The sequence below is a fragment of the Paraburkholderia sp. SSBN10T genome (assembly GCF_056619545.1).
This window is the reverse complement of the sequence record NZ_JBWQQI010000031.1, coordinates 17409-36440: the sequence shown is the minus strand read 5'-3', so window position 1 is coordinate 36440 and position 19032 is coordinate 17409. Positions and strand designations below refer to the sequence as shown.

General features: G+C 63.5%; 18 protein-coding genes. 1 reads left to right on the top strand and 17 read right to left on the bottom strand.

The genetic code is table 11. From position 1 onward, the window contains the following. The 16 genes from AC1ECK_RS32955 to ndk all read right to left on the bottom strand — a co-directional run bounded on the left by AC1ECK_RS32955 (position 1) and on the right by ndk (position 17160). Complete coding sequence (locus tag AC1ECK_RS32955) at positions 1-585, bottom strand: phosphoribosyltransferase (protein ID WP_480326866.1); 585 nt, start codon at positions 583-585, stop codon at positions 1-3. 3 nt (positions 586-588) lie between these two features. After that, entirely contained in the window at positions 589-1935 is a 1347-nt protein-coding gene (locus AC1ECK_RS32950; RefSeq protein WP_480326864.1) for an adenylosuccinate synthase, read from the bottom strand. Between the two features lie 176 nt (positions 1936-2111). After that, positions 2112-3263, bottom strand: coding sequence for an ATP phosphoribosyltransferase regulatory subunit (locus tag AC1ECK_RS32945; RefSeq protein WP_480326862.1), 1152 nt, complete (start codon positions 3261-3263; stop codon positions 2112-2114). Positions 3264-3492: 229 nt separating this feature from the next. Then, positions 3493-3684 (bottom strand): DUF2065 domain-containing protein, encoded by a 192-nt coding sequence (locus AC1ECK_RS32940; RefSeq protein ID WP_480326860.1) that lies wholly within the window; start codon positions 3682-3684, stop codon positions 3493-3495. Between the two features lie 44 nt (positions 3685-3728). After that, a complete protein-coding gene (gene hflC, locus AC1ECK_RS32935) occupies positions 3729-4631 on the bottom strand; it encodes a protease modulator HflC (protein ID WP_480326858.1) in 903 nt (300 codons plus the stop codon). Between the two features lie 11 nt (positions 4632-4642). After that, positions 4643-6037, bottom strand: coding sequence for an FtsH protease activity modulator HflK (hflK, locus tag AC1ECK_RS32930; protein WP_480326856.1), 1395 nt, complete (start codon positions 6035-6037; stop codon positions 4643-4645). A 50-nt stretch (positions 6038-6087) separates the two neighbouring features. Beyond that, on the bottom strand, positions 6088-7305 hold the full coding sequence (hflX, locus tag AC1ECK_RS32925; RefSeq protein ID WP_480326854.1) for a GTPase HflX: 1218 nt from the start codon (positions 7303-7305) through the stop codon (positions 6088-6090). A gap of 31 nt (positions 7306-7336) precedes the next feature. Then, positions 7337-7573, bottom strand: coding sequence for an RNA chaperone Hfq (gene hfq, locus AC1ECK_RS32920; RefSeq protein WP_006051315.1), 237 nt, complete (start codon positions 7571-7573; stop codon positions 7337-7339). A gap of 142 nt (positions 7574-7715) precedes the next feature. After that, on the bottom strand, positions 7716-9053 hold the full coding sequence (gene der, locus AC1ECK_RS32915) for a ribosome biogenesis GTPase Der (protein ID WP_480326852.1): 1338 nt from the start codon (positions 9051-9053) through the stop codon (positions 7716-7718). Positions 9054-9437: 384 nt separating this feature from the next. Further along, positions 9438-10583, bottom strand: a complete 1146-nt coding sequence (bamB, locus tag AC1ECK_RS32910; protein ID WP_480326850.1) for an outer membrane protein assembly factor BamB — start codon at positions 10581-10583, stop codon at positions 9438-9440. Positions 10584-10644: 61 nt separating this feature from the next. Then, entirely contained in the window at positions 10645-11274 is a 630-nt protein-coding gene (locus AC1ECK_RS32905) for a YfgM family protein (protein ID WP_480326848.1), read from the bottom strand. A gap of 67 nt (positions 11275-11341) precedes the next feature. Further along, positions 11342-12682 (bottom strand): histidine--tRNA ligase, encoded by a 1341-nt coding sequence (gene hisS, locus AC1ECK_RS32900; protein WP_480326846.1) that lies wholly within the window; start codon positions 12680-12682, stop codon positions 11342-11344. 20 nt (positions 12683-12702) lie between these two features. Continuing rightward, positions 12703-14019, bottom strand: a complete 1317-nt coding sequence (gene ispG, locus AC1ECK_RS32895; protein WP_480326844.1) for a flavodoxin-dependent (E)-4-hydroxy-3-methylbut-2-enyl-diphosphate synthase — start codon at positions 14017-14019, stop codon at positions 12703-12705. Positions 14020-14101: 82 nt separating this feature from the next. Continuing rightward, complete coding sequence (locus AC1ECK_RS32890) at positions 14102-15262, bottom strand: helix-turn-helix domain-containing protein (protein ID WP_480326842.1); 1161 nt, start codon at positions 15260-15262, stop codon at positions 14102-14104. Between the two features lie 208 nt (positions 15263-15470). Then, positions 15471-16622, bottom strand: coding sequence for a dual-specificity RNA methyltransferase RlmN (rlmN, locus tag AC1ECK_RS32885; protein ID WP_480326840.1), 1152 nt, complete (start codon positions 16620-16622; stop codon positions 15471-15473). Between the two features lie 112 nt (positions 16623-16734). Further along, positions 16735-17160, bottom strand: a complete 426-nt coding sequence (gene ndk / locus AC1ECK_RS32880; RefSeq protein ID WP_074299811.1) for a nucleoside-diphosphate kinase — start codon at positions 17158-17160, stop codon at positions 16735-16737. Between the two features lie 268 nt (positions 17161-17428). Between ndk and AC1ECK_RS32875 the strand changes: the two genes are divergently transcribed. Further along, positions 17429-18127: a Bax inhibitor-1/YccA family protein gene (locus AC1ECK_RS32875; RefSeq protein WP_480326837.1), complete on the top strand. Its 699-nt coding sequence runs from the start codon at positions 17429-17431 to the stop codon at positions 18125-18127. Positions 18128-18257: 130 nt separating this feature from the next. Here AC1ECK_RS32875 and AC1ECK_RS32870 read toward each other — a convergent pair whose 3' ends face one another. After that, the gene (locus AC1ECK_RS32870) at positions 18258-19031 is read right to left on the bottom strand and encodes an MBL fold metallo-hydrolase (protein ID WP_480326835.1); all 774 of its coding nucleotides are present in this window, start codon (positions 19029-19031) and stop codon (positions 18258-18260) included. Between the last annotated feature and the right edge of the window lies 1 nt (position 19032).

Below are 19032 nucleotides of genomic sequence, written 5' to 3'. Positions count from 1 at the left end.
TCACGTCTCCGAGCGTTCCTGCGCGGTACCGCGCTTGATCCACGCGCCGAGGTTATGCGGGCGCACCGTGTCCCACTCCTCGAACGGCTGATGAATCCACGGATTGGTCGGCAGGTACTGCACGTGGTAGTCAGGCTTTACCTTCGAGCAGCCCTTGTACCAGAGCACCGCCGAGCGCACTGCCGTAATCGCCGGATAGCGCTCTTTCAGATGCTGCTGCACACGCGCGAGCGTCACGCCCGAATCGACGAGATCGTCGACCAGCAACACGTTGCCCGACAGTTCGCCGCGCGTCATCGTGATGTACTGTGCGATGTCGAGCTCGCCCTGCTCCGTGCCCGCCGCTTCACGGTACGAACTGGTGGCGAGAATCGCCAGCGGCAGATCGTAAATGCGCGAGAGCTGGTCGCCCACGCGCAGACCGCCGCGCGCGAGGCACAGGATCTTGTCGAACTTCCAGCCCGACTCGTGCACGGCAAGCGCCAGCACTTCGATCAGGCGGTGATACTCGTCCCAGCCAACCCACAGGTTCTTGTCGTCATTGCGCGGGTCTTTCATCGCAACCATCGGTACACCCTGCGTCATAAGTTAAACCTTGAACGGATGACGAAGCAGAATCGTCTCGTCACGATCCGGACCGGTTGAAACCATGTCGATCGGCACGCCGGCGACTTCCTGCACGCGCGTCAGGTAAGCACGTGCGCTGGCGGGCAGCTTGTCCCATTCCTTGATGCCGACGGTGCTTTCCTTCCAGCCGCCGAAAGTCTCGTACACCGGCACGCAACGCGCCACTTCGGTCGCACCGCGCGGCAGGATATCGCAGTCCTTGCCGTCGACCGTGTAGCCGACGCACAGCTTCACTTCGTCGAGGCCGTCGAGCACGTCGAGCTTGGTCATGCACAGGCCCGAGACGCCGTTGATCTGGATCGAGCGGCGCAGTGCGGCAGCGTCGAGCCAGCCGGTGCGGCGCGGCCGGCCGGTGACCGAGCCGAATTCCTTGCCGACCGTAGCGAGCGTCAGGCCGACCTGCTCCTGGCGATTCGCGTTGTCCGCATCGTACAGCTCGCTCGGGAACGGGCCCGAGCCGACGCGCGTGCAATAAGCCTTGGTGATGCCGAGGATGTAGTTCAGCTTTTGCGGACCGACGCCCGCGCCTGCCGTAGCCGCACCGGCCACGCAGTTGCTCGATGTGACGAACGGATAGGTGCCGTGGTCGATGTCGAGCAGCGTGCCTTGCGCGCCTTCGAACAGCAGGTTGTTGCCCGCCGCGTTTTCGTCGTACAGGCGGCGCGAAACGTCCGTCACCATAGGCTTGAGGCGATCGGCGTAGCTCAGCATCGTGTCGAGCGTTTGCTGGAAGTCGACCGCGGCGACACCCAGGTATTGCGTGAGCACGAAGTTGTGGTAATCGAGGTTTTCACGCAGACGTTCGGCGAAGCTTGCCGGCTCGAACAGGTCTTGCACGCGCAGGCCGCGGCGCGCCACCTTGTCTTCGTAGGCCGGGCCGATGCCGCGGCCGGTGGTGCCGATCTTGCCGGCGCCACGGCGCGCTTCGCGGCCCTGGTCGATGGCGATGTGATACGGCAGGATCAGGGTGGTGGCTTCGGAAATGAAGAGGCGCTTCTGAACATCGACCCCGGCGGCTTCGAGCTCGCCAATTTCCTTGAACAGCGCTTCCGGCGACAACACGACGCCATTGCCGATGTAGCACGCGACGCCGGGATGCATGATGCCCGACGGAATCAGACGCAAGATGGTTTTCTTGCCGCCGATGATAAGCGTGTGACCGGCATTGTGACCGCCCTGGAAGCGAACGACGCCTTGAGCGTGGTCCGTCAGCCAGTCGACGATCTTGCCCTTGCCTTCATCACCCCATTGGGTCCCCACGACGACGACGTTGCGTCCGGGGTTCACATTCACAGCGCTGGCAGACATGTTGTTTCGTATGCTGGTTAAAAACGTATTCTACCTATGTTCGCGGAACCTTCCGAATTTTTCCGTTTCCGCTCAACGGTATGGACCTTATGCTGGGTATACCGAAATGATGCGGTTCGCCACCGCACCGATCTTTTTGCAAAGCGCTTGCGAGCCGTTTGCAATCGTTCTCTCGCTCAGGCGCGCGGCTCGACCACCCATGCACCGTTGCGCTCGACCAACACGCGGTCGCAGGCAAACTCGTCGAGCGCGTGATCGTGGCCCGGCAGTGCCTGAATCACCACTTCGCCGGCATCGCGCAATGCGGCCACGCTGGCACGCAGTGCGTCGTCGTGCTGCCATGGCGCCAGAATCGCGCTGCTGCGCGCCTCGACCGGCGAAATACGCGCTACCTCACGCAGGTCCAGCGAAAAGCCGGTCGCCGCACGCGCCCGGCCATACGCCTGCCCCACATGGTCGTAACGGCCGCCGCGGGCCACTGCATTCGGCACGCCGTCCACATAAGCCGAGAACATCACGCCGCTGTGATACGCGTAGCCGCGCAGGTCGGCCAGATCGATCATCACTTCCGCGCCGTCCACCTGGCTTGCTAGGAACGCCAGATCGTCGAGCGCGCGGGCGATTTCCGGCGTCGCGGGCAGGCGCTTGCGCGCCTCGTCGAGCACCGAAGCGTCGCCGTAGAGCGACGGCAATGCGCGCAGCGCAGCGCGGGTCACCGGCGTGAGAGGCGCGGTGAGTTCGGCCAGACGCGGCACGTCCTTGCCGGCCAGCGCTTCGTACAACGACTCGCCGAGCGCCGCCGCCGCAGGTTCCGCGTCGATCAGCGCCGCCAGCACACCCGCATGGCACAGGTCCAGACGCACCTTGGCGAGGCCCGCCAGATGCAGCGCGTCGAGCATCAGTTGCTGGATTTCGAGGTCCGCTTCGAGACCGGCGTGACCGTAGATTTCCGCGCCGATCTGGATCTGCTCGCGGGTCGCATGCAGGCCGCGCGGACGCGTGTGCAGCACGTTGCCGGCGTAGCACAGGCGCGTCACGCCCTGACGGTTCAGCAAGTGCGCGTCGATGCGCGCAACCTGCGGCGTCATGTCGGCGCGCAGGCCGAGCGTGCGGCCCGACAACTGGTCGACCAGCTTGAAGGTGCGCAGATTCAGGTCGTGGCCCCCGCCCGTCAGCAGCGACTCGAGGTATTCGAGAAGCGGCGGCATGACCATTTCGTAGCCATAGGCGCGAAAACGGTCCAGCAGATGACGCCGCAACTCTTCAATCTTGCGGGCTTCCGACGGCAGCACGTCGGCAATATTCTCGGGGAGTAACCAGGTCGACATCGATACAGTCCTACGATGGTGAACACGGCGCGCGGACGCGCCGGTAAATGAGCGTAAATGGTCAACTGCGTGGCGAACTGCGGGCCGTGCCGGCGGGCTGGCAAGCCCGCTCCCTAGCGCTCATGCAGGCCCCGCGCAGGCAGAGGTGCAACGCGCGGGCGCTTCGGGACGCCCATGCCGGCAACCGATCTCTGCGGGCGATCGGCGTCAGCCCGGCTCGCTCGTGGCGTCAGGTCGCGACAAACAGCAGCACGAGTCCGAGCGCCATCACGATCAATCCGCCAATACGGATCTGATGCGGCGGACGCTCCGCTATTCTACGAAACGTATCGCGCCAGGCGCTCGGAAAAACGAAGGGGAACATTCCCTCGATGATCAGCATCAGTGCGATCGCGAGCAACAACGAGCCGGCTATATCCATGCGAGTGAGGGTGCCGCGATACGCATGCCGCGGCGCTCCGGTAATCAGTGTTTGTGCGGTGCCGCGGCGGCGTCCGGCGACATCTCACCGGTCGGACTACGCATGAAGCGGAAAAACTCGCTGCTCGAATCGACCACAATCACGTCGTTCGGCTTGAAGGTGTTCCGGTAAGCCAGCATGCTCTGGTAGAACTGATAGAACTGCGGATCGCGTCCAAAGGCGTCGGCGGCGATCGAAGCAGCCTTGCCGTCGCCCTCGCCCTTTATGGTCTGCGCCTGCATGTATGCGTCGGCAAGCAGCGCCTGCTGCTGGTTGGCCGCATCCGCCTTGATCTGGTCGGCTTCGGCCACGCCCTTGGCACGCTCTTCAGCGGCGGCCTGCTCACGCGCGGCGGTCATCCGCTTGTACACGGAGTCGGCCATCGCAGCCGGGAAATCGACCCGCGCGAGCTGGATGTCGATCACCTCGACGCCAAGCGAAGCGGCAGCCGCCGCCATCGCACCGCGCGCTTCATCCGCGATCGCCTGCTGTCTGGCCAGCGCATCGGGCAGCGTCACCTTGGCAAACGCGTCGCCAAGCGCACTGCGCGAGAGCAATGCGAGGCGGTCCGGCAGTGTCTGTTCGTCGCCTCTCGTCTGCGCGAACAGCTTGAGCGGATCGGTCACGCGGTACTTGATCAGCGGATCGACCAGCAGGTCGGTTTTGTCAGACGTGACGTAGCGGTCTTCATCCGGCGTGTCGAGCGTCTGGATCCGGCTGTCGACCAGCATCACGCTTTGCAGCGGCGGCGGCAGCTTGGCGTGCAAGCCGGGGCCGAGCAGCGTGGGCTCGGCGTCGCCGCGTGCGGACAGCACAGCCATATGACGCTGGTCGACCACGAACACCGTCGAGGACGCGGCAAACAGCAGCAGCACGATAATCACGACGAGCGCAATGATCCGGTTCATGTTCGCGCTCCTCATTGAATGTCGTCTTCGCGGCCGCGGCTGCGGAACGAATCGCGCGAACGCAGCGGGTCGCTGGCGGCATCGGCGTCGCTGGCCGGGCTCGAAGCCTGGGCGGCCGGTGCAGCGGAGGCCGGCACGGACGCCGCGGCGCCGCTTGCGCCCGGCGCCGCCTGTGCCTGGCTCTGGGCAGCGGAACCCGCCGCCCCAGAAGCCGCGCTCGCTGCCGCAGCCTCGGCCGCGCGCTGGCGGCTGGCTTCGATCAGCTTGTCGAGTGGCAGATACAGCACGTTGTTACCGGCCTTGCTGTCGACAAAGACCTTCGTCGTATTCGAGTAGATATGCTGCATGGTGTCCAGGTACATGCGCTCGCGGATCACCGCCGGCGCTTTGGAGTACTGCTCGTAGACCTGCTTGAAGCGCGCGGCGTCGCCCTGCGCCTGCGCCACCACCTGGTCGCTATAGGTCCTGGCTTCGTCGACGAGACGCGCCGCGTCGGCCTGCGCATGCGGCAGCAGGTCGTTCGCATAGGCCTGCGCATCGGCCTTCGCGCGCCCGCGGTCCTGATGCGCCTTGATGGCGTCGTCGAACGCCCCCTGCACCTGCTCAGGCGCCTGCACACCCTGGATCGTGACGCCGGTCACGACAAGGCCCGTCTGCGATTCGTCCAGGGAATGCTGGATCGCATCGGTGAGCTCCTGACGGATTGCTTCGCGATCCTGATAGAGGATGTCATTGGTGCTGCGCGCGCCGACGATGCTGCGCACCGCCGCCTGGCCCGCCTGGGTCACGCTCTGGTCGGGGTCGACGCTGCGAAACAGATAGTCGGTAGCGCTGCGCACCTGGTATTGCACGGCAAAGCGAACGTTGACGATGTCCGCGTCATGCGTGAGCATCGACGCATCCTTGACGTTGGCGAGCCGTACCACGTTGTTGCGGCCGATTTCCACCGTGCGCACATCGCCGATATTGACGAGTTCATGAGCTTCGAATGGATACGGCAGGCGCCAGTGCACGCCTTGGGTCGCGGTATAGCGGTACTTGCCGAACTGCGTGACGACCCCCGCCTCGCCATCCTGCACGACGAACACACCGCTGCCGAGGTAGATGGCGACCAGCACGCCGATCACGATGCCGACGCCGATGCGGGCGCCGCGCCCGTTGTCCGGACGGCCGATACCGCCGCCCGTGCCCCTGCGGCCGAACATGCTGCTCAGGCGACGATTGAAATCGCGCCACATCTCGTCGAGATCCGGCGGTCCGTCACCGTCCTTGCCGTTCTGAGGACGTTTGGGTTCGTTCGGCCGTTGCCGGTCGCCATTGCCGTCGCCCCGGCCCCAGCGCGGATCGTTCATCGAAAGAATGGCGCGCAGGCGCAGCCAGATACTCCGCTCGTTGTAATCGTTCACCTGTGTTCGTTCACCAGAGTAGACAGCGGGTCAGTGCAATTTGGAACGGGTCAGTGCCCGAGTTCTGGGACCTTGCGATCGTCGCGTGATTCGGCAAGCCGGCGGTCTTCCTGCGGCGCGACATGCTGCGCGTCGTCAAGCGAATCGGCAGCCGCGATTTCGGCAATGGCAGCGCGCAGCGTGTCCAGCCCCTGCCCGGTGCGCGCGCTCAAAAAGACGCGCGAAATATTACCATACTCATCCCGCTCAACCGCCTCGCCGCGGGCCGCCAGCTCTGGTACCGCGTCGATCTTGTTGAACACCAGCACCTGACGGATCGTGTCGGCGCCGATTTCGTGCAGCACCTCGTTGACCTGATCGATCTGGTCGAGGCGCACGGCGCTCGAGGCATCCACCACGTGCAGCAGCAAGTCGGCGTGAATGGTTTCTTCGAGGGTGGCCCGGAACGCGGCCACCAGTTGGTGAGGCAATTCGCGGATAAAACCGACCGTATCGGACACCACTACCTGCCCCACCTCGTCGCCGAGGTAGACGCGCCGCGAGGTCGTATCGAGCGTCGCGAACAGTTGGTCCGCGGCATACGCCTGGGCCTTGGTCAGCGCGTTGAAGAGCGTCGACTTGCCGGCGTTGGTATAGCCGACCAGCGACACCGACATGGTGCGGTTGCGCTCGCGCGCCCGCCGCTGCGTGCCGTGCTGGCGGCGCAGTTTCTCGAGCCGGGTCTTGAGCGCCTTGATGCGCTCGCCGATCAGCCGGCGGTCGGTTTCGAGCTGGGTTTCACCCGGACCGCGCAGGCCGATACCGCCTTTTTGCCGCTCCAGGTGGGTCCAGGCGCGGATCAGCCGCGTGGACAGGTACTGCAATTGGGCAAGCTCGACCTGCAGCTTGCCTTCGTGGCTGCGGGCGCGCTGCGCAAAGATATCGAGGATCAGGCTCGTGCGATCGATCACGCGCCTGTTAAGCGCTTGCTCCAGATTGCGCTGCTGAGCCGGCGCGAGAGCGTGATTGAAGATGACGAGTTCGATGTCGTTCGCCTCGCACGCGAGACGCAATTCTTCGGCCTTGCCGCTGCCGACGAACATCTTGGCATCGGGGCTGGACCGGCGTCCGGTGAGGGTAACGAGGGGATTCGCGCCCGCGCTTTGCGCGAGCAGGCTGAGTTCTTCGAGACTGGCTTCGAAATCGATCTTACCGAAGTCGATGCCGACAAGCGCTGCGTTGGTCAAATTGGAGGGTATCAAAGTGAAGCGGCCGGGAGAGATCGCCAACGGGCGACACTACGCCGGCCGCGACGAGAGGTTAGGACTGTTCGGAATCCGGGTGGAAATTCACCGGACGGGCAGGCACGACGGTGGAAATAGCGTGCTTGTAGACCATCTGGGTGACCGTATTCCGGAGCAACACGACGTACTGGTCGAACGATTCGATGTTCCCTTGAAGCTTGATGCCGTTGACCAGGTAGATCGACACCGGCACGTGCTCTTTACGCAGTGCGTTCAAAAACGGGTCTTGTAACAATTGCCCTTTGTTGCTCATAGCAAACTCCGTATTTTTTTGCAGGTTGACTAAATTGACGACGAAGAAAAAGAAATCCGCCGTCAACCGCTACACTATAGCCGATTTTCGTTTTTGCGCGAGTGACCTGGCCATCCGGCCAAACCCAACACACACGCGGGTTTCAGCCTTTGTCCGCGTAAGGGTTCGTCGACGATCTGAACTCTATGCGCAATGGAGTCCCAGTCAGCCCGAAAGTTTCCCGGAAGCGGTTTTCAAGGTAGCGTTTATACGTTTCCGTGATCGCGTCGAGCGCGTTGCCGTGGATCACGATGATCGGCGGGTTCTGGCCTCCCTGGTGCGCGTAGCGCAGCTTCGGGCGCACCGGACCACGCCGGCGCGGCTGCTGGAATTCGACTGCGTCGATCAGCGCACGCGTGAGTTTCGGCGTGGGCAGCTTCGACATCGCGGCTGCATACGCATCGTCAACCGAGCGCATCAATGCGCCAATCCCCGTCTTCTCCGCCGCTGAAATAAAGTGAAATTTAGCGAAGTCGAGAAATTTTAGTTTGCGCTCGAGATCGGACTTGGTGCGCTCGCGCACATGCGGGTCGAGGCCGTCCCATTTGTTTACGCCAACCACTAGCGCGCGACCCTGCTCCACCACGAAACCGGCGATGTGCGCGTCCTGATCGGAAATGTCCTGACGGGCGTCGAGCAGCAGGATCACCACGTTCGCATCCGAGATGGATTGCAGCGTCTTCACCACCGAGAACTTCTCGATCGCTTCGAACACCTTGCCGCGGCGGCGCAGGCCAGCCGTGTCGATCAGCGTGTAGGGCTTGCCCTGACGCTCGAAGTCGACATAAATCGAATCGCGCGTGGTGCCGGGCATGTCGAAGGCGATCACGCGGTCTTCGCCGACCAGCGTGTTGATCAGCGTCGACTTGCCGACGTTCGGACGGCCCACGATGGCGATCTTGATGCCGCGCGTGGCCTTCTCCTCGTCGCTCTCTTCCGGCTGACCCGCATAGGCGACTTCGAGCGCCTCGTTGATCATCTCGGTCACGCCGTCGCCGTGCGCCGCCGAAATGGCGCGCGGGTCGCCCAGACCCAGTTCGTAAAAGTCCGCGGCCACTGCGCTGTACTTCATCCCCTCAGCCTTGTTGACGACGAGGAAAATCGGCCGGCCGGTCTTGCGCAGATAGTCGGCGATCGACTTGTCCTGCGGCGCGAGACCATTACGGCCGTCGACAATGAACACGACAATGTCCGATTCCTCGACCGCCTGACGGGTCTGGCGCGCCATCTCATGGAGGATGCCGTCCTTGGCGACCGGCTCGAAACCGCCGGTATCGACAACCAGGTACGGGCGCTCGCCGGTGCGGCCTTCGCCGTAGTGACGATCGCGCGTCAGGCCCGGGAGGTCGGCAACGAGCGCATCACGCGAGCGCGTGAGACGGTTGAATAGCGTGGATTTCCCCACATTGGGGCGCCCCACAAGGGCAATTACGGGTTTCATCAGATGTTGTTCACGGTGAAACGCGAGGCCGAGATCGACCACCCCGCGCACGACGCCATGCGGCCGCGTCGCGGCTGCGTTTGACGCAAATTATCACGAATCCGGCCGGCCCCGGATGCGCAGCATATATGCCCATCCAGGCGGACGTTGGGTTGGCTGTATGGACGGCGCCGATGCGCCGCCGGGTTCCGTAGTGCGGACAGCTCTCTGTACTTGATGACTGATACTTCTTTTTCCGGGTTGCCGAACTGCCTGAGTGACAGCACAGCCCCGGGATATTTCCGGCTTCGGACGCCGCGACCCGGCGCCACGGACACCTTGCGGCAAAAACGCACGCGGCCGGCAAAGCCGGCCTGCGCGTGACCGCATCAGCCTGCGCCGCGCTTAACGCGGACGGAAGCCGTAGACGTCGCCGTCGTGCGTTTGCACCACCAGCGTGTCGCCCGCCAGCACCGGTGCAGCGGTAATCGCGCTGCCGTCGGTCGGCATGCGTGCGACAAACGTGCCGTCGTCACGCGAAAGGAAATGCACAAAGCCCTGGTAGTCGCCCATCACGGCGGCATGGCCCAACAGGAACGGCACGCTGACCTGGCGGTTCTTCAGCTTGTCGTTGCTCCACAACTGGTTGCCGCTCGTCGCATCAAACGCGCTCACCACCGACCAGTCGTCGCCGCCCACCACCGTGTTTTCATCCTGCGCAACGCCGGTCGTGCTCGAGAACGCCTTTTGCCACAGCGGACGGCCCGAGTTGGCGTCGAAGCAGCCAATCTGTCCCTGGAACGTCACGGCGCAGGTCTCGGCTCCGACCAGCGTCGGCGGGCCGGTGACGTCATTGATCCGCTCGACTTCCGTCACGCCCTTCGGATACGACACCGGCGTTTCCCAGAAGCTGTCGCCGGTCTGCAGGTTGATCGCTGCGAACGAGCCGCCCGGGAAACCCGCCAGCACCGCCGCATCGCCCGCGAAGGTCATGCCCGACGACACGCGCAGATTGAGCGGCACCGCGCGATTGCGGTACACCCACTTCTGCTCGCCGGTTTGCGCGTTAAACGCGGTGATCTGGCCGTCGACCGTGCGCACGATCACGTAGCCGTTGCCCACCAGCGGCGGCGAGATGATTTCGCCGGGCGCCGTGTTTTTCCACAGCAGCTTGCCGTCCTGGCCGAGCACGTAGACTTCGCCCTTGAGCGCACCGACCGCAGTCAGCGTACCGTCGGTGCCGACGCCTGCCGACAGGTCGCTGCCGACCTTGATGCGCCAGATGTCCTTGCCGGTCTGGGCGTCGATCTTCGCGACCGAGCCGTTCGCGCCCGCGACGTAGACCGCGTTGCCGAACGCCACCGGCGAGAACAGGTAGCGCCCCGCCTTACCGACGCTGGACTTCCAGGCCTGCTGCACGTTCAGCACGGGTTTGAACTCGGTGAGCGGCGTCGGCTCGCGGCGCTCGTCCTTCGTGGATGAGCAAGCCGTCATGACGAGGACGGTCATCGCACAGGCAACGGGCACAGCGTAGCGTTTCAGCAGATTCATCGGTTGACGTTGCATTTAGGAAGATTAATCAAAATAGGACTGGTTGAGCGTCATGCGACGTTCAACCGCCCAACGCGTCCAGCTTGAACTGGATCAACTGACGCGCGGAGGTATCGGTTTTCGACAGCGAGTCGAGCGCGAGCTGATAAGCGGCACGCGCGTCCGCGCGCTTGCCTTGCGCCGCGAGCAGATCGCCGCGGCCGTTTGCGACGACGCCCTTGAACGCGTCGGACTCCGGTTCGGCGAGCAGCGCCAGCCCCTGGTCGTAAGCCTTGTCGTCAAGCAGCAACGAGGCGAGACGCAGTTTCGCGATCTGCTTGAACTCGTCGTCCTTGGCGTGATCGATGGTCCATTGCAACTGCGCCTTGGCACCGGCTTCGTCGCCGGCGGCGTAGAGCGCCTTGGCCGCCGTCAGCGCCGTCATCTGCGCATAAGCGGTGCCGCCGAACTTGTCTTCCATGTCGCCGGCCACACGGGCCACCTGGGCCTTGTCGCCACCGGCGACCGCCTGCTGAACCTGGTCATACAGCACCGCGGCTTGCGCCGCCTGGTGCCGCTGCCAGTAGTTCCAGCCGTTCCAGCCTGCGGAGGCGACGAGCGCCACCAGCACGATCCACGTGGTGGAATTGCCCCACTGCGCCCACCATGCCTTCAGACCTTCAATCGATTCTTGTTCGTCGTGGTAACTCATCGCCCGGCGATTCCTTCTCTTTTATTACCTTGTATGTGTCGAACCGCAAGGCCGACCACATTGCGCTTCAGTCGTCGCCGTCTTCGGCGGATGCAACCATCGCATTGATTAGAAATTCGGTCAAGTCTTCGGCCGGCACGTTCTGTTGCTCGCTCTTACCACCGTCCTGGCCGGCGTTGCGCAGCGGCTTCACGCCGACCGTGCCGTTGGCGATCTCATCCTCGCCGAGGACCACCGCGAAGGCCGCACCGCTTGCATCCGCGCGCTTCATCTGCGACTTGAAACTCGCGGTCTGGCCGTCGACGCTGCAATGCAGGATGACGTCGAGACCGGTATCGCGCAGCCGCTCGGCGATGATAAAGGCCTGCTCGCGCGCCGCGTCGCCCTGATGGACCACGTAGACATCGCAACCTTCGTCTTCCGGCACGAGGTTCTCTTCCTTCAGCAGCTCCAGGATGCGCTCGATACCCATGGCCCAGCCGCACGCCGCGGTCGGTTTGCCGCCCAGTTGCTCGATCAGCGGATCGTAACGGCCGCCGGCCGCAACCGTGCCTTGCGCGCCGAGCTTGTCGGTCACCCATTCGAACACGGTCTGATTGTAGTAATCGAGACCGCGCACGAGGCGCGGATTGATCGTGAACGGCAGGTTGTTCGCCTTCAGCAGACGCTGCAGTCCGTCGAAGTGCGCCCGCGATGCCTCGCCGAGGAAATCGATCAGCTTCGGTGCGTTCTGTGCGATTTCCTGCAGCGCCGGGTTCTTCGTATCCAGCACGCGCAGCGGGTTCGTGTAGAGACGGCGCTTCGCGTCTTCGTCCAGCACGTCCATGTGCTTTTCCAGATACGCGATCAATTCGACACGGTGAGCTGCACGTTCTTCCGCCAGACCCAGCGAATTGATTTCGAGGCGAATGCCGGTCAAGCCGAGGTCGTCCCACAGACGCTGGCACATCATGATGATTTCAGCGTCGGTATCCGGGCCGGCAAAGCCGAGCGCCTCGACCCCCACCTGATGGAACTGACGATAGCGGCCGCGCTGCGGACGCTCGTGCCGGAACATCGGGCCGATGTACCACAGACGCTTTGGACCGTCGTACAGCATGTTGTGTTCAATCGATGCGCGCACAACGGCAGCGGTATTTTCCGGACGCATCGTCAGATTTTCGCCGTTCAGCGCGTCGGTAAAGCTGTACATCTCCTTCTCGACGATGTCCGTCACTTCGCCGATGCCGCGCGTGAACAGTTGCGTATGCTCGACGATCGGCGTGCGAATGTTCTGGTATCCGTAAGAACGGAGCATCGACTTGACGGTCGTTTCGAAAAACTCCCACAACCCAGCTTCTTGCGGGAGGATGTCGTTCATGCCCTTCACACCGGACAATTTCTCGAGCTTTTTCTTCTGTTCAGTCATCTGTGTTCGCTTGATACTTCTCAGTTGAGCGCAGTCGCGCGGCCATAGGTGCGCTCGACGTAGTCGCTCACGATTTGCTGGAATTCTTCGGCGATGTGCTCGCCACGCAGCGTCTTCACTTTTTCGCCGTCGATAAACACGGGCGCGGCCGGGTTCTCACCCGAGCCCGGCAGGCTGATACCGATATTGGCCTGCTTCGATTCGCCCGGGCCGTTGACGATGCAGCCCATCACCGCGACGTGCATCTTCTCGACGCCAGGATACTGGTCGCGCCACACCGGCATCTGCAGGCGCAGATACGTCTGGATCTGCGAGGCGAGTTCCTGGAACAGCGTGCTGGTGGTGCGGCCGCAACCCGGGCACGCAATCACCATAGGCGTGAACGAACGCAGACCCATTGTCTGCAGGATTTCCTGACCGACGATCACCTCACCGGTGCGCGGTCCGCCCGGCTCCGGCGTGAGCGAGATACGGATCGTGTCGCCGATACCTTGCTGCAACAGCACCGACAGCGCAGCAGTCGACGCGACGATGCCCTTCGAACCCATGCCGGCCTCGGTCAGGCCGAGGTGCAGGGCGAATTCGCAGCGGCGCGCGAGTTCGCGGTACACGGCGATCAGATCCTGCACGCCGCTCACCTTGCACGACAGGATGATCTTGTTGCGGCTCAAACCCAGTTCCACGGCACGCTCGGCCGAGCCGATCGCCGACTGGATCAGCGCTTCGTACATCACGCTCTGCGCTTCCCATGGCGTGGAGCGCGCGGCGTTTTCGTCCATCATCTTCGCGAGCAGATCCTGATCGAGACTGCCCCAGTTCACACCGATGCGCACCGGCTTGTCGTACTGGATCGCGGCTTCGATCATTTGCGCGAACTGCGTATCGCGCTTCGCGCCATGGCCGACGTTGCCCGGATTGATCCGGTACTTCGACAGCGCTTCCGCGCACGCCGGGTAATCGCGCAGCAGCAGATGGCCGTTGTAGTGAAAGTCGCCCACCAGCGGCACCGACACGCCCATGCGGTCGAGCTGGTCGCGCACGGCCGGCACGGCCGCCGCGGCTTCCGGCGTGTTGACCGTGATGCGCACCAGTTCCGAGCCGGCCTGGGCCAGTTCCTTGATCTGGATTGCGGTACCGATCGCGTCCGCGGTATCGGTATTGGTCATCGACTGCACGCGCACCGGCGCGTCGCCGCCGATCGTCACCAGGTTGCCGGCCCAACGGACGTCGACTGCATGCGACTTGCGCCGCGCGGCCTGGCCGCCGAAAACCGGCTCGTTCGAACAAATCTGACTGCTGGATTGGGATTGAGCTTCGGATTGCATCGAAAAACCCATTTACGCCGCACGCGCCACGCACCGCGCATGCCGCACGAATTGAAAAAGCGCCGCCGCCCAGCGGGCAGCGACGCATACCGTATTAAGGCAGCGTCAAGCGCGCCACATTGCCCTTGGCAGACGCATACTTCGCCGGATCGACCGGCTGGCCGTCGAGCGACATCGACTCGAGTCCAGCCTTGTTGCCGACCGTCACCTTGAAAGGCCCGACGCCGGAAATTTCCTTGCTTTCACCTGCGTGCACGAGGCCGGAGAACAACTCCTTGCCGTCGCTCTGACGCACGCTGAACCAGCTATCTTCGCTGACCCGCACAGCGACGATCGACTCGCCCGCGGCCGCTTCCGTCGCGTCAGACGCGCCGTTGGCCGTCGTCGCCACGGCCGGCGCACTGGCGGCCTTCGTCGTGGCCGGGGCAGCAGTCTGCGCCGTTGCCGATGCGTTTGCCGGAGTACCGGCTTGCGAAGCCGCTTTCGGAGCAGCCGTAACCGGCGCCGCCGAACTCGCCACGTCAGCCGACGGCAACGGGGCCGGCAACTGCGCAGCCGACGCAGAGTTGTCCGTCGCCGCCTGCGCCTCATCCGGCGCCGATGCGCCGGACGCCGCTTCGTCGGCCACAGCTTCGGAGCCGCCCGCCGGCGCCTGCGCCACGGCGCCCGAGGCGCCGTTCGCACTGCCAGCGCCGCTGTTGGCGCTGGCCCGCAGGCGCGCCAACCATGCCGACGAATCGCCGCCGTTGGTATGCCACATGCCCAGCGCGATCACCGCGACGATCACCGCCGCAATGCCCCATAGCCATGAGCGATGCTTCTGACCGCCGCTGCCGCCCAGCGACAACGATACCTTGCCGCGCGGCAGGTCCCGGCCCGACGATGCCGGCATCGACAGGTCCGGCTCCGGCACGCCTTTTTCGCGGCGCAACGCCTGCGTGAAAGGGGCCGGGTCGGCGCCGAGCATCTTCGCATAGCTGCGCACCACGCCGAGCGCAAAGGTGGTGTCCGGCAACTGGCTGATATCGCCCGCCTCGAGCGCGCGCAGTTTGGCCGACGAAACTTTCAGCCTTGCCGATACATCGTCGATCGACCAGTTTTTCGATTCGCGGAGTTGCGTCAGTCGCGCCCCCACCGCCATCAGCGAGTCCAGCGCCTGCACGGCAGGCTGCACCACTGCCCGTGCGGCTGCGGGCGCCGGATGGCTTGTGTCGGTCCCTGTATCCTGCGGGTGCGGGTGCTGCGGCTCACTCATCCCAAATCCTTTCGCGTCGATTCTTTTTCACTCGTGCGAACCGCCGGGCAGCATGCCTCGCGCCGGTTGCGCAGACCGTTTATAACAAAATGTGCGGCCTCATGTGCCGCTTCCGATCGCTTCTGCAAACTTTCTTTTCAATACCGTGCGGCACAGCGGTTTCTTTCGCGCCTCGCCGCGAGGCGATGCGCACTCCCCGCCGCCGGGCTCACACTGCGCGGACCTCGATCACCTTGGCCGCCTTACCCATCCGTTCCGCAAGGCGCGTGCGATCCTGCACCGCCCCCGCCAGTTGACCGCAAGCCGCGTCGATGTCGTCGCCGCGCGTCTTGCGCACGGTGGTGACGACGCCCGCGTCCATCAGCACCTGGGCAAACCGCTTGATCTGTTCCGGCTTCGAGCGGATCAGCCCAGACTCCGGGAACGGATTGAACGGGATCAGGTTGAATTTGCATGGCACGTCACGCGTCACGGCGAGCAGTTCGCGTGCCTGCGCCTCACTGTCGTTGACACCGTCGAGCATGCAGTATTCAAACGTAATGAAATCGCGCGGCGCGACTTTCAGATAGCGCTGGCAAGCCGCCATCAGTTCGCGCAGCGGATATTTCTTGTTGAGCGGCACCAGCATGTCGCGCAGCGGATCTGTAGGCGCATGCAGCGAGACCGCCAGCGCCACCGGCAGCTCGGCGCCGAGCCGGTCCATCATGGGCACCACGCCCGAAGTGGACAGCGTGACGCGCCGGCGCGACAGGCCGTACGCGTTATCGTCGAGCATCAGGCGCATGGCCGGCACGACCGCGTCGTAGTTCAGCAGCGGCTCGCCCATGCCCATCATCACGACGTTCGTGACGACCCGCTCGCCCTTGCCTTCGCCCCCCACCGCCCGGCCGCCTGCCGCACCACGCGAAGCGCGCAGCGCAAATTCGGCCATGCGGAGCTGGCCGATGATTTCAGCGGTGGTGAGATTGCGTGAGAAACCTTGTTTGCCGGTGGAACAGAACCGGCAATTGACCGCGCACCCGGCCTGCGACGACACGCACAGCGTGCCCCGCGTTTCTTCCGGGATATAGACGGTTTCAACCGCGTTGCTGTTACCGACGTCGATCAGCCACTTGCGTGTGCCGTCGCTGGAAATGTGATCGCTGACGATGCCTGGCATCGCGATGGTTGCGCGGCCCTTGAGCTTTTCGCGCAACGACTTCGCCAGATCGGTCATGCCGTCGAAGTCCGCAGCGTTGTACTGGTGAATCCAGCGCTGCAACTGCTTGGCGCGAAACGGCTTCTCGCCCAGGCTGTCGCAATAGGCGACGAGCCCCTGGGCGTCGAGATCGAGAAGGTTGACGGTTGGACTGCTCGTCATATCGAATCCTGCCATTTCAGTGCGAGACTTTACGTTCATGCAACAAGCTGCATGAACGTATATGCCGTTCGCGCCCGTTCCTGCTGCTTTACCTTACTACTTCGCCGAGCGCTTAGCGCGAGTAAACGTTGACTTCCGGGAAGAAGAACGCGATCTCGACCTTGGCGGTTTCCGGCGCGTCCGAACCATGCACGGCGTTCGCATCGATGCTGTCAGCGAAGTCGGCGCGGATGGTGCCCTTTTCCGCCTTCTTCGGATCCGTTGCGCCCATCAGGTCGCGGTGCTTCAGGATAGCGTTTTCGCCTTCGAGCGCCTGCACGATCACCGGACCGGAGATCATGAAGTCGACGAGGTCCTTGAAGAACGGACGTGCGGCGTGCACAGCGTAGAACTTCTCTGCATCAGCGCGCGACAGATGAACCATGCGAGCGGCAATGATCTTCAGGCCAGCGTTTTCGAAACGGCTGTAGATCTGACCGATCACGTTCTTGGCCACTGCGTCCGGCTTGATAATCGACAGGGTGCGTTCGATCGCCATAAAAACTCCAGAAAATTAAGAGGTTACAGATTCAAATGAATCCGCTATTGTAGCATGTTCCCATGTATGATTGCGATTGAACCCTTTCAGCATTGAAAGACTCCAGGCAAGAGTCTGTATTTGTCTGTAATAGGCCGCCGCGGGGGATTGAAACTCCCTGCCCCGGCGCTAATCTTAGGGTTGTACAGATCAAGCGACTGGCTGCAAACTTGCTGGCCGGCGCTGCATAAACCACGGCGAGTTACTGCGCCTGACGCAAGGAGAAACCATGAACGACCATCCCTATAGCTTCGGCCGCAATGGCGCGGTCAGCACGGCCGAAACCCGCAACCGCGTGCTACGCAACACGTACTGGCTGCTGGCGCTGTCCATGGTGCCGACGGTGCTGGGCGCTTGGGTTGGCGTCGCCACCGGCTTCTCGCTGTTCGCGGCCACCAGCCCGGCCATGAGCATGCTGGCGTTTTTCGCCATCGCGTTCGGCTTCATGTTCGCCATTCAGCGCACCAAAGACAGCGCAGTCGGGGTGTTCGTGCTGCTCGGCTTCACGTTCTTCATGGGCCTGATGCTCTCGCGCATGCTGAGCTTCATCCTCGGCTTTTCGAACGGGCCGTCGCTGATCATGCTGGCGTTCGGCGGCACCGGGGTGATCTTTGCCGCCATGGCCACCATCGCGACGGTCAGCAAGCGTGACTTTTCGGGTCTCGGCAAGTGGCTGTTCGTGGGCGTGATCGTGCTGCTGCTCGCCATGGTCGCCAACATGTTCCTGCAACTGCCCGCGCTGATGCTCACGGTGTCGGTGCTCGCCATCGCGATCTTCTCGGCTTACATGCTGTTCGACGTGCAGCGCGTCGTGAACGGCGGCGAGACGAACTACATCACCGCCACGCTGGCCATTTATCTGGACCTGTATAACGTGTTCGTGAACCTGCTGGCGCTGCTCGGCATCTTCGGCGGCAATCGCAACTAAGCGCAAGCAAGTGCCACTCAGAGCAACCCGTGCGGGCACAAAGCCCGCATGAAAAAACGCCCATGACGATCAACCGTCATGGGCGTTTCCTTTTAGGCGTCCGATACAGCCGCGCGCCTCGATCAAAACGTCAAAGGCTCAGCCAGTCGAATCCATCGGCTTGCGAGGCCACCACCACCTCGGTGGCCGCCGCACCCAGAACACCCGCCATGGCGGCCTGCGCGAGTTCCGGGGAATTGTTCTGCTGGCTCAGGTGCGCCGCGACTAGATGACGCAAACGCGAGCGATCGAGCGAGGCGAGGATTTCCGCCGCCGCCTCGTTGTTCAGGTGACCATGATCGCCGCCGATGCGCGCCTTCAGCGATTGCGGATAGCGGCTCGCCGTCAGCATCCGCAGGTCGTGATTGCATTCGAGCACGAGCGCATCGCACCCGCTCAACACCGCGCTGATGTGCGGCGTCGAGGTGCCGACGTCAGTCAGCACGCCCAGCCGGCTTGCGCCGTCGGACATCACATATTGCAGAGGCTCACGAGCATCGTGCGGGACAGTGTAGGGCAGCACGCTCAGGTCGCCGATCGCAACCGCTTCGTCGCCCCACAACACGTGCAGGTCGACGTCGGCTTCGTCGGCACCCACCGCGCGCGCCGTGCCCCAACTCATGTACAGCGGAATCGACCACTTGCGCGCCAGCGTCAAGGCGCTGCCGATGTGGTCGCTGTGTTCGTGGGTGATGAGAATGGCGTCGAGACCCTCGACGCCCGAGCCGAGCCGCCCAAGACGGCGTTCGACTTCCTTTGCCGAGAAGCCGCAGTCGAGCAATACGCGCGTGGTGGTCGCGCCGCTTTGCACTTCCACGAGCAAAGCATTGCCTTCACTGCCGCTTCCCAGGCTGGCGAACCGCACG

Coding starts and splice junctions, on each gene's coding strand:
- AC1ECK_RS32955 (WP_480326866.1), bottom strand. CDS start 585: ATGACGCAGGGTGTACCGATGGTTGCGATGAAAGACCCGCGCAATGAC.
- AC1ECK_RS32950 (WP_480326864.1), bottom strand. CDS start 1,935: ATGTCTGCCAGCGCTGTGAATGTGAACCCCGGACGCAACGTCGTCGTC.
- AC1ECK_RS32945 (WP_480326862.1), bottom strand. CDS start 3,263: ATGTCGACCTGGTTACTCCCCGAGAATATTGCCGACGTGCTGCCGTCG.
- AC1ECK_RS32940 (WP_480326860.1), bottom strand. CDS start 3,684: ATGGATATAGCCGGCTCGTTGTTGCTCGCGATCGCACTGATGCTGATC.
- hflC (WP_480326858.1), bottom strand. CDS start 4,631: ATGAACCGGATCATTGCGCTCGTCGTGATTATCGTGCTGCTGCTGTTT.
- hfq (WP_006051315.1), bottom strand. CDS start 7,573: ATGAGCAACAAAGGGCAATTGTTACAAGACCCGTTTTTGAACGCACTG.
- der (WP_480326852.1), bottom strand. CDS start 9,053: ATGAAACCCGTAATTGCCCTTGTGGGGCGCCCCAATGTGGGGAAATCC.
- bamB (WP_480326850.1), bottom strand. CDS start 10,583: ATGAATCTGCTGAAACGCTACGCTGTGCCCGTTGCCTGTGCGATGACC.
- AC1ECK_RS32905 (WP_480326848.1), bottom strand. CDS start 11,274: ATGAGTTACCACGACGAACAAGAATCGATTGAAGGTCTGAAGGCATGG.
- hisS (WP_480326846.1), bottom strand. CDS start 12,682: ATGACTGAACAGAAGAAAAAGCTCGAGAAATTGTCCGGTGTGAAGGGC.
- ispG (WP_480326844.1), bottom strand. CDS start 14,019: ATGGGTTTTTCGATGCAATCCGAAGCTCAATCCCAATCCAGCAGTCAG.
- AC1ECK_RS32890 (WP_480326842.1), bottom strand. CDS start 15,262: ATGAGTGAGCCGCAGCACCCGCACCCGCAGGATACAGGGACCGACACA.
- rlmN (WP_480326840.1), bottom strand. CDS start 16,622: ATGACGAGCAGTCCAACCGTCAACCTTCTCGATCTCGACGCCCAGGGG.
- ndk (WP_074299811.1), bottom strand. CDS start 17,160: ATGGCGATCGAACGCACCCTGTCGATTATCAAGCCGGACGCAGTGGCC.
- AC1ECK_RS32875 (WP_480326837.1), top strand. CDS start 17,429: ATGAACGACCATCCCTATAGCTTCGGCCGCAATGGCGCGGTCAGCACG.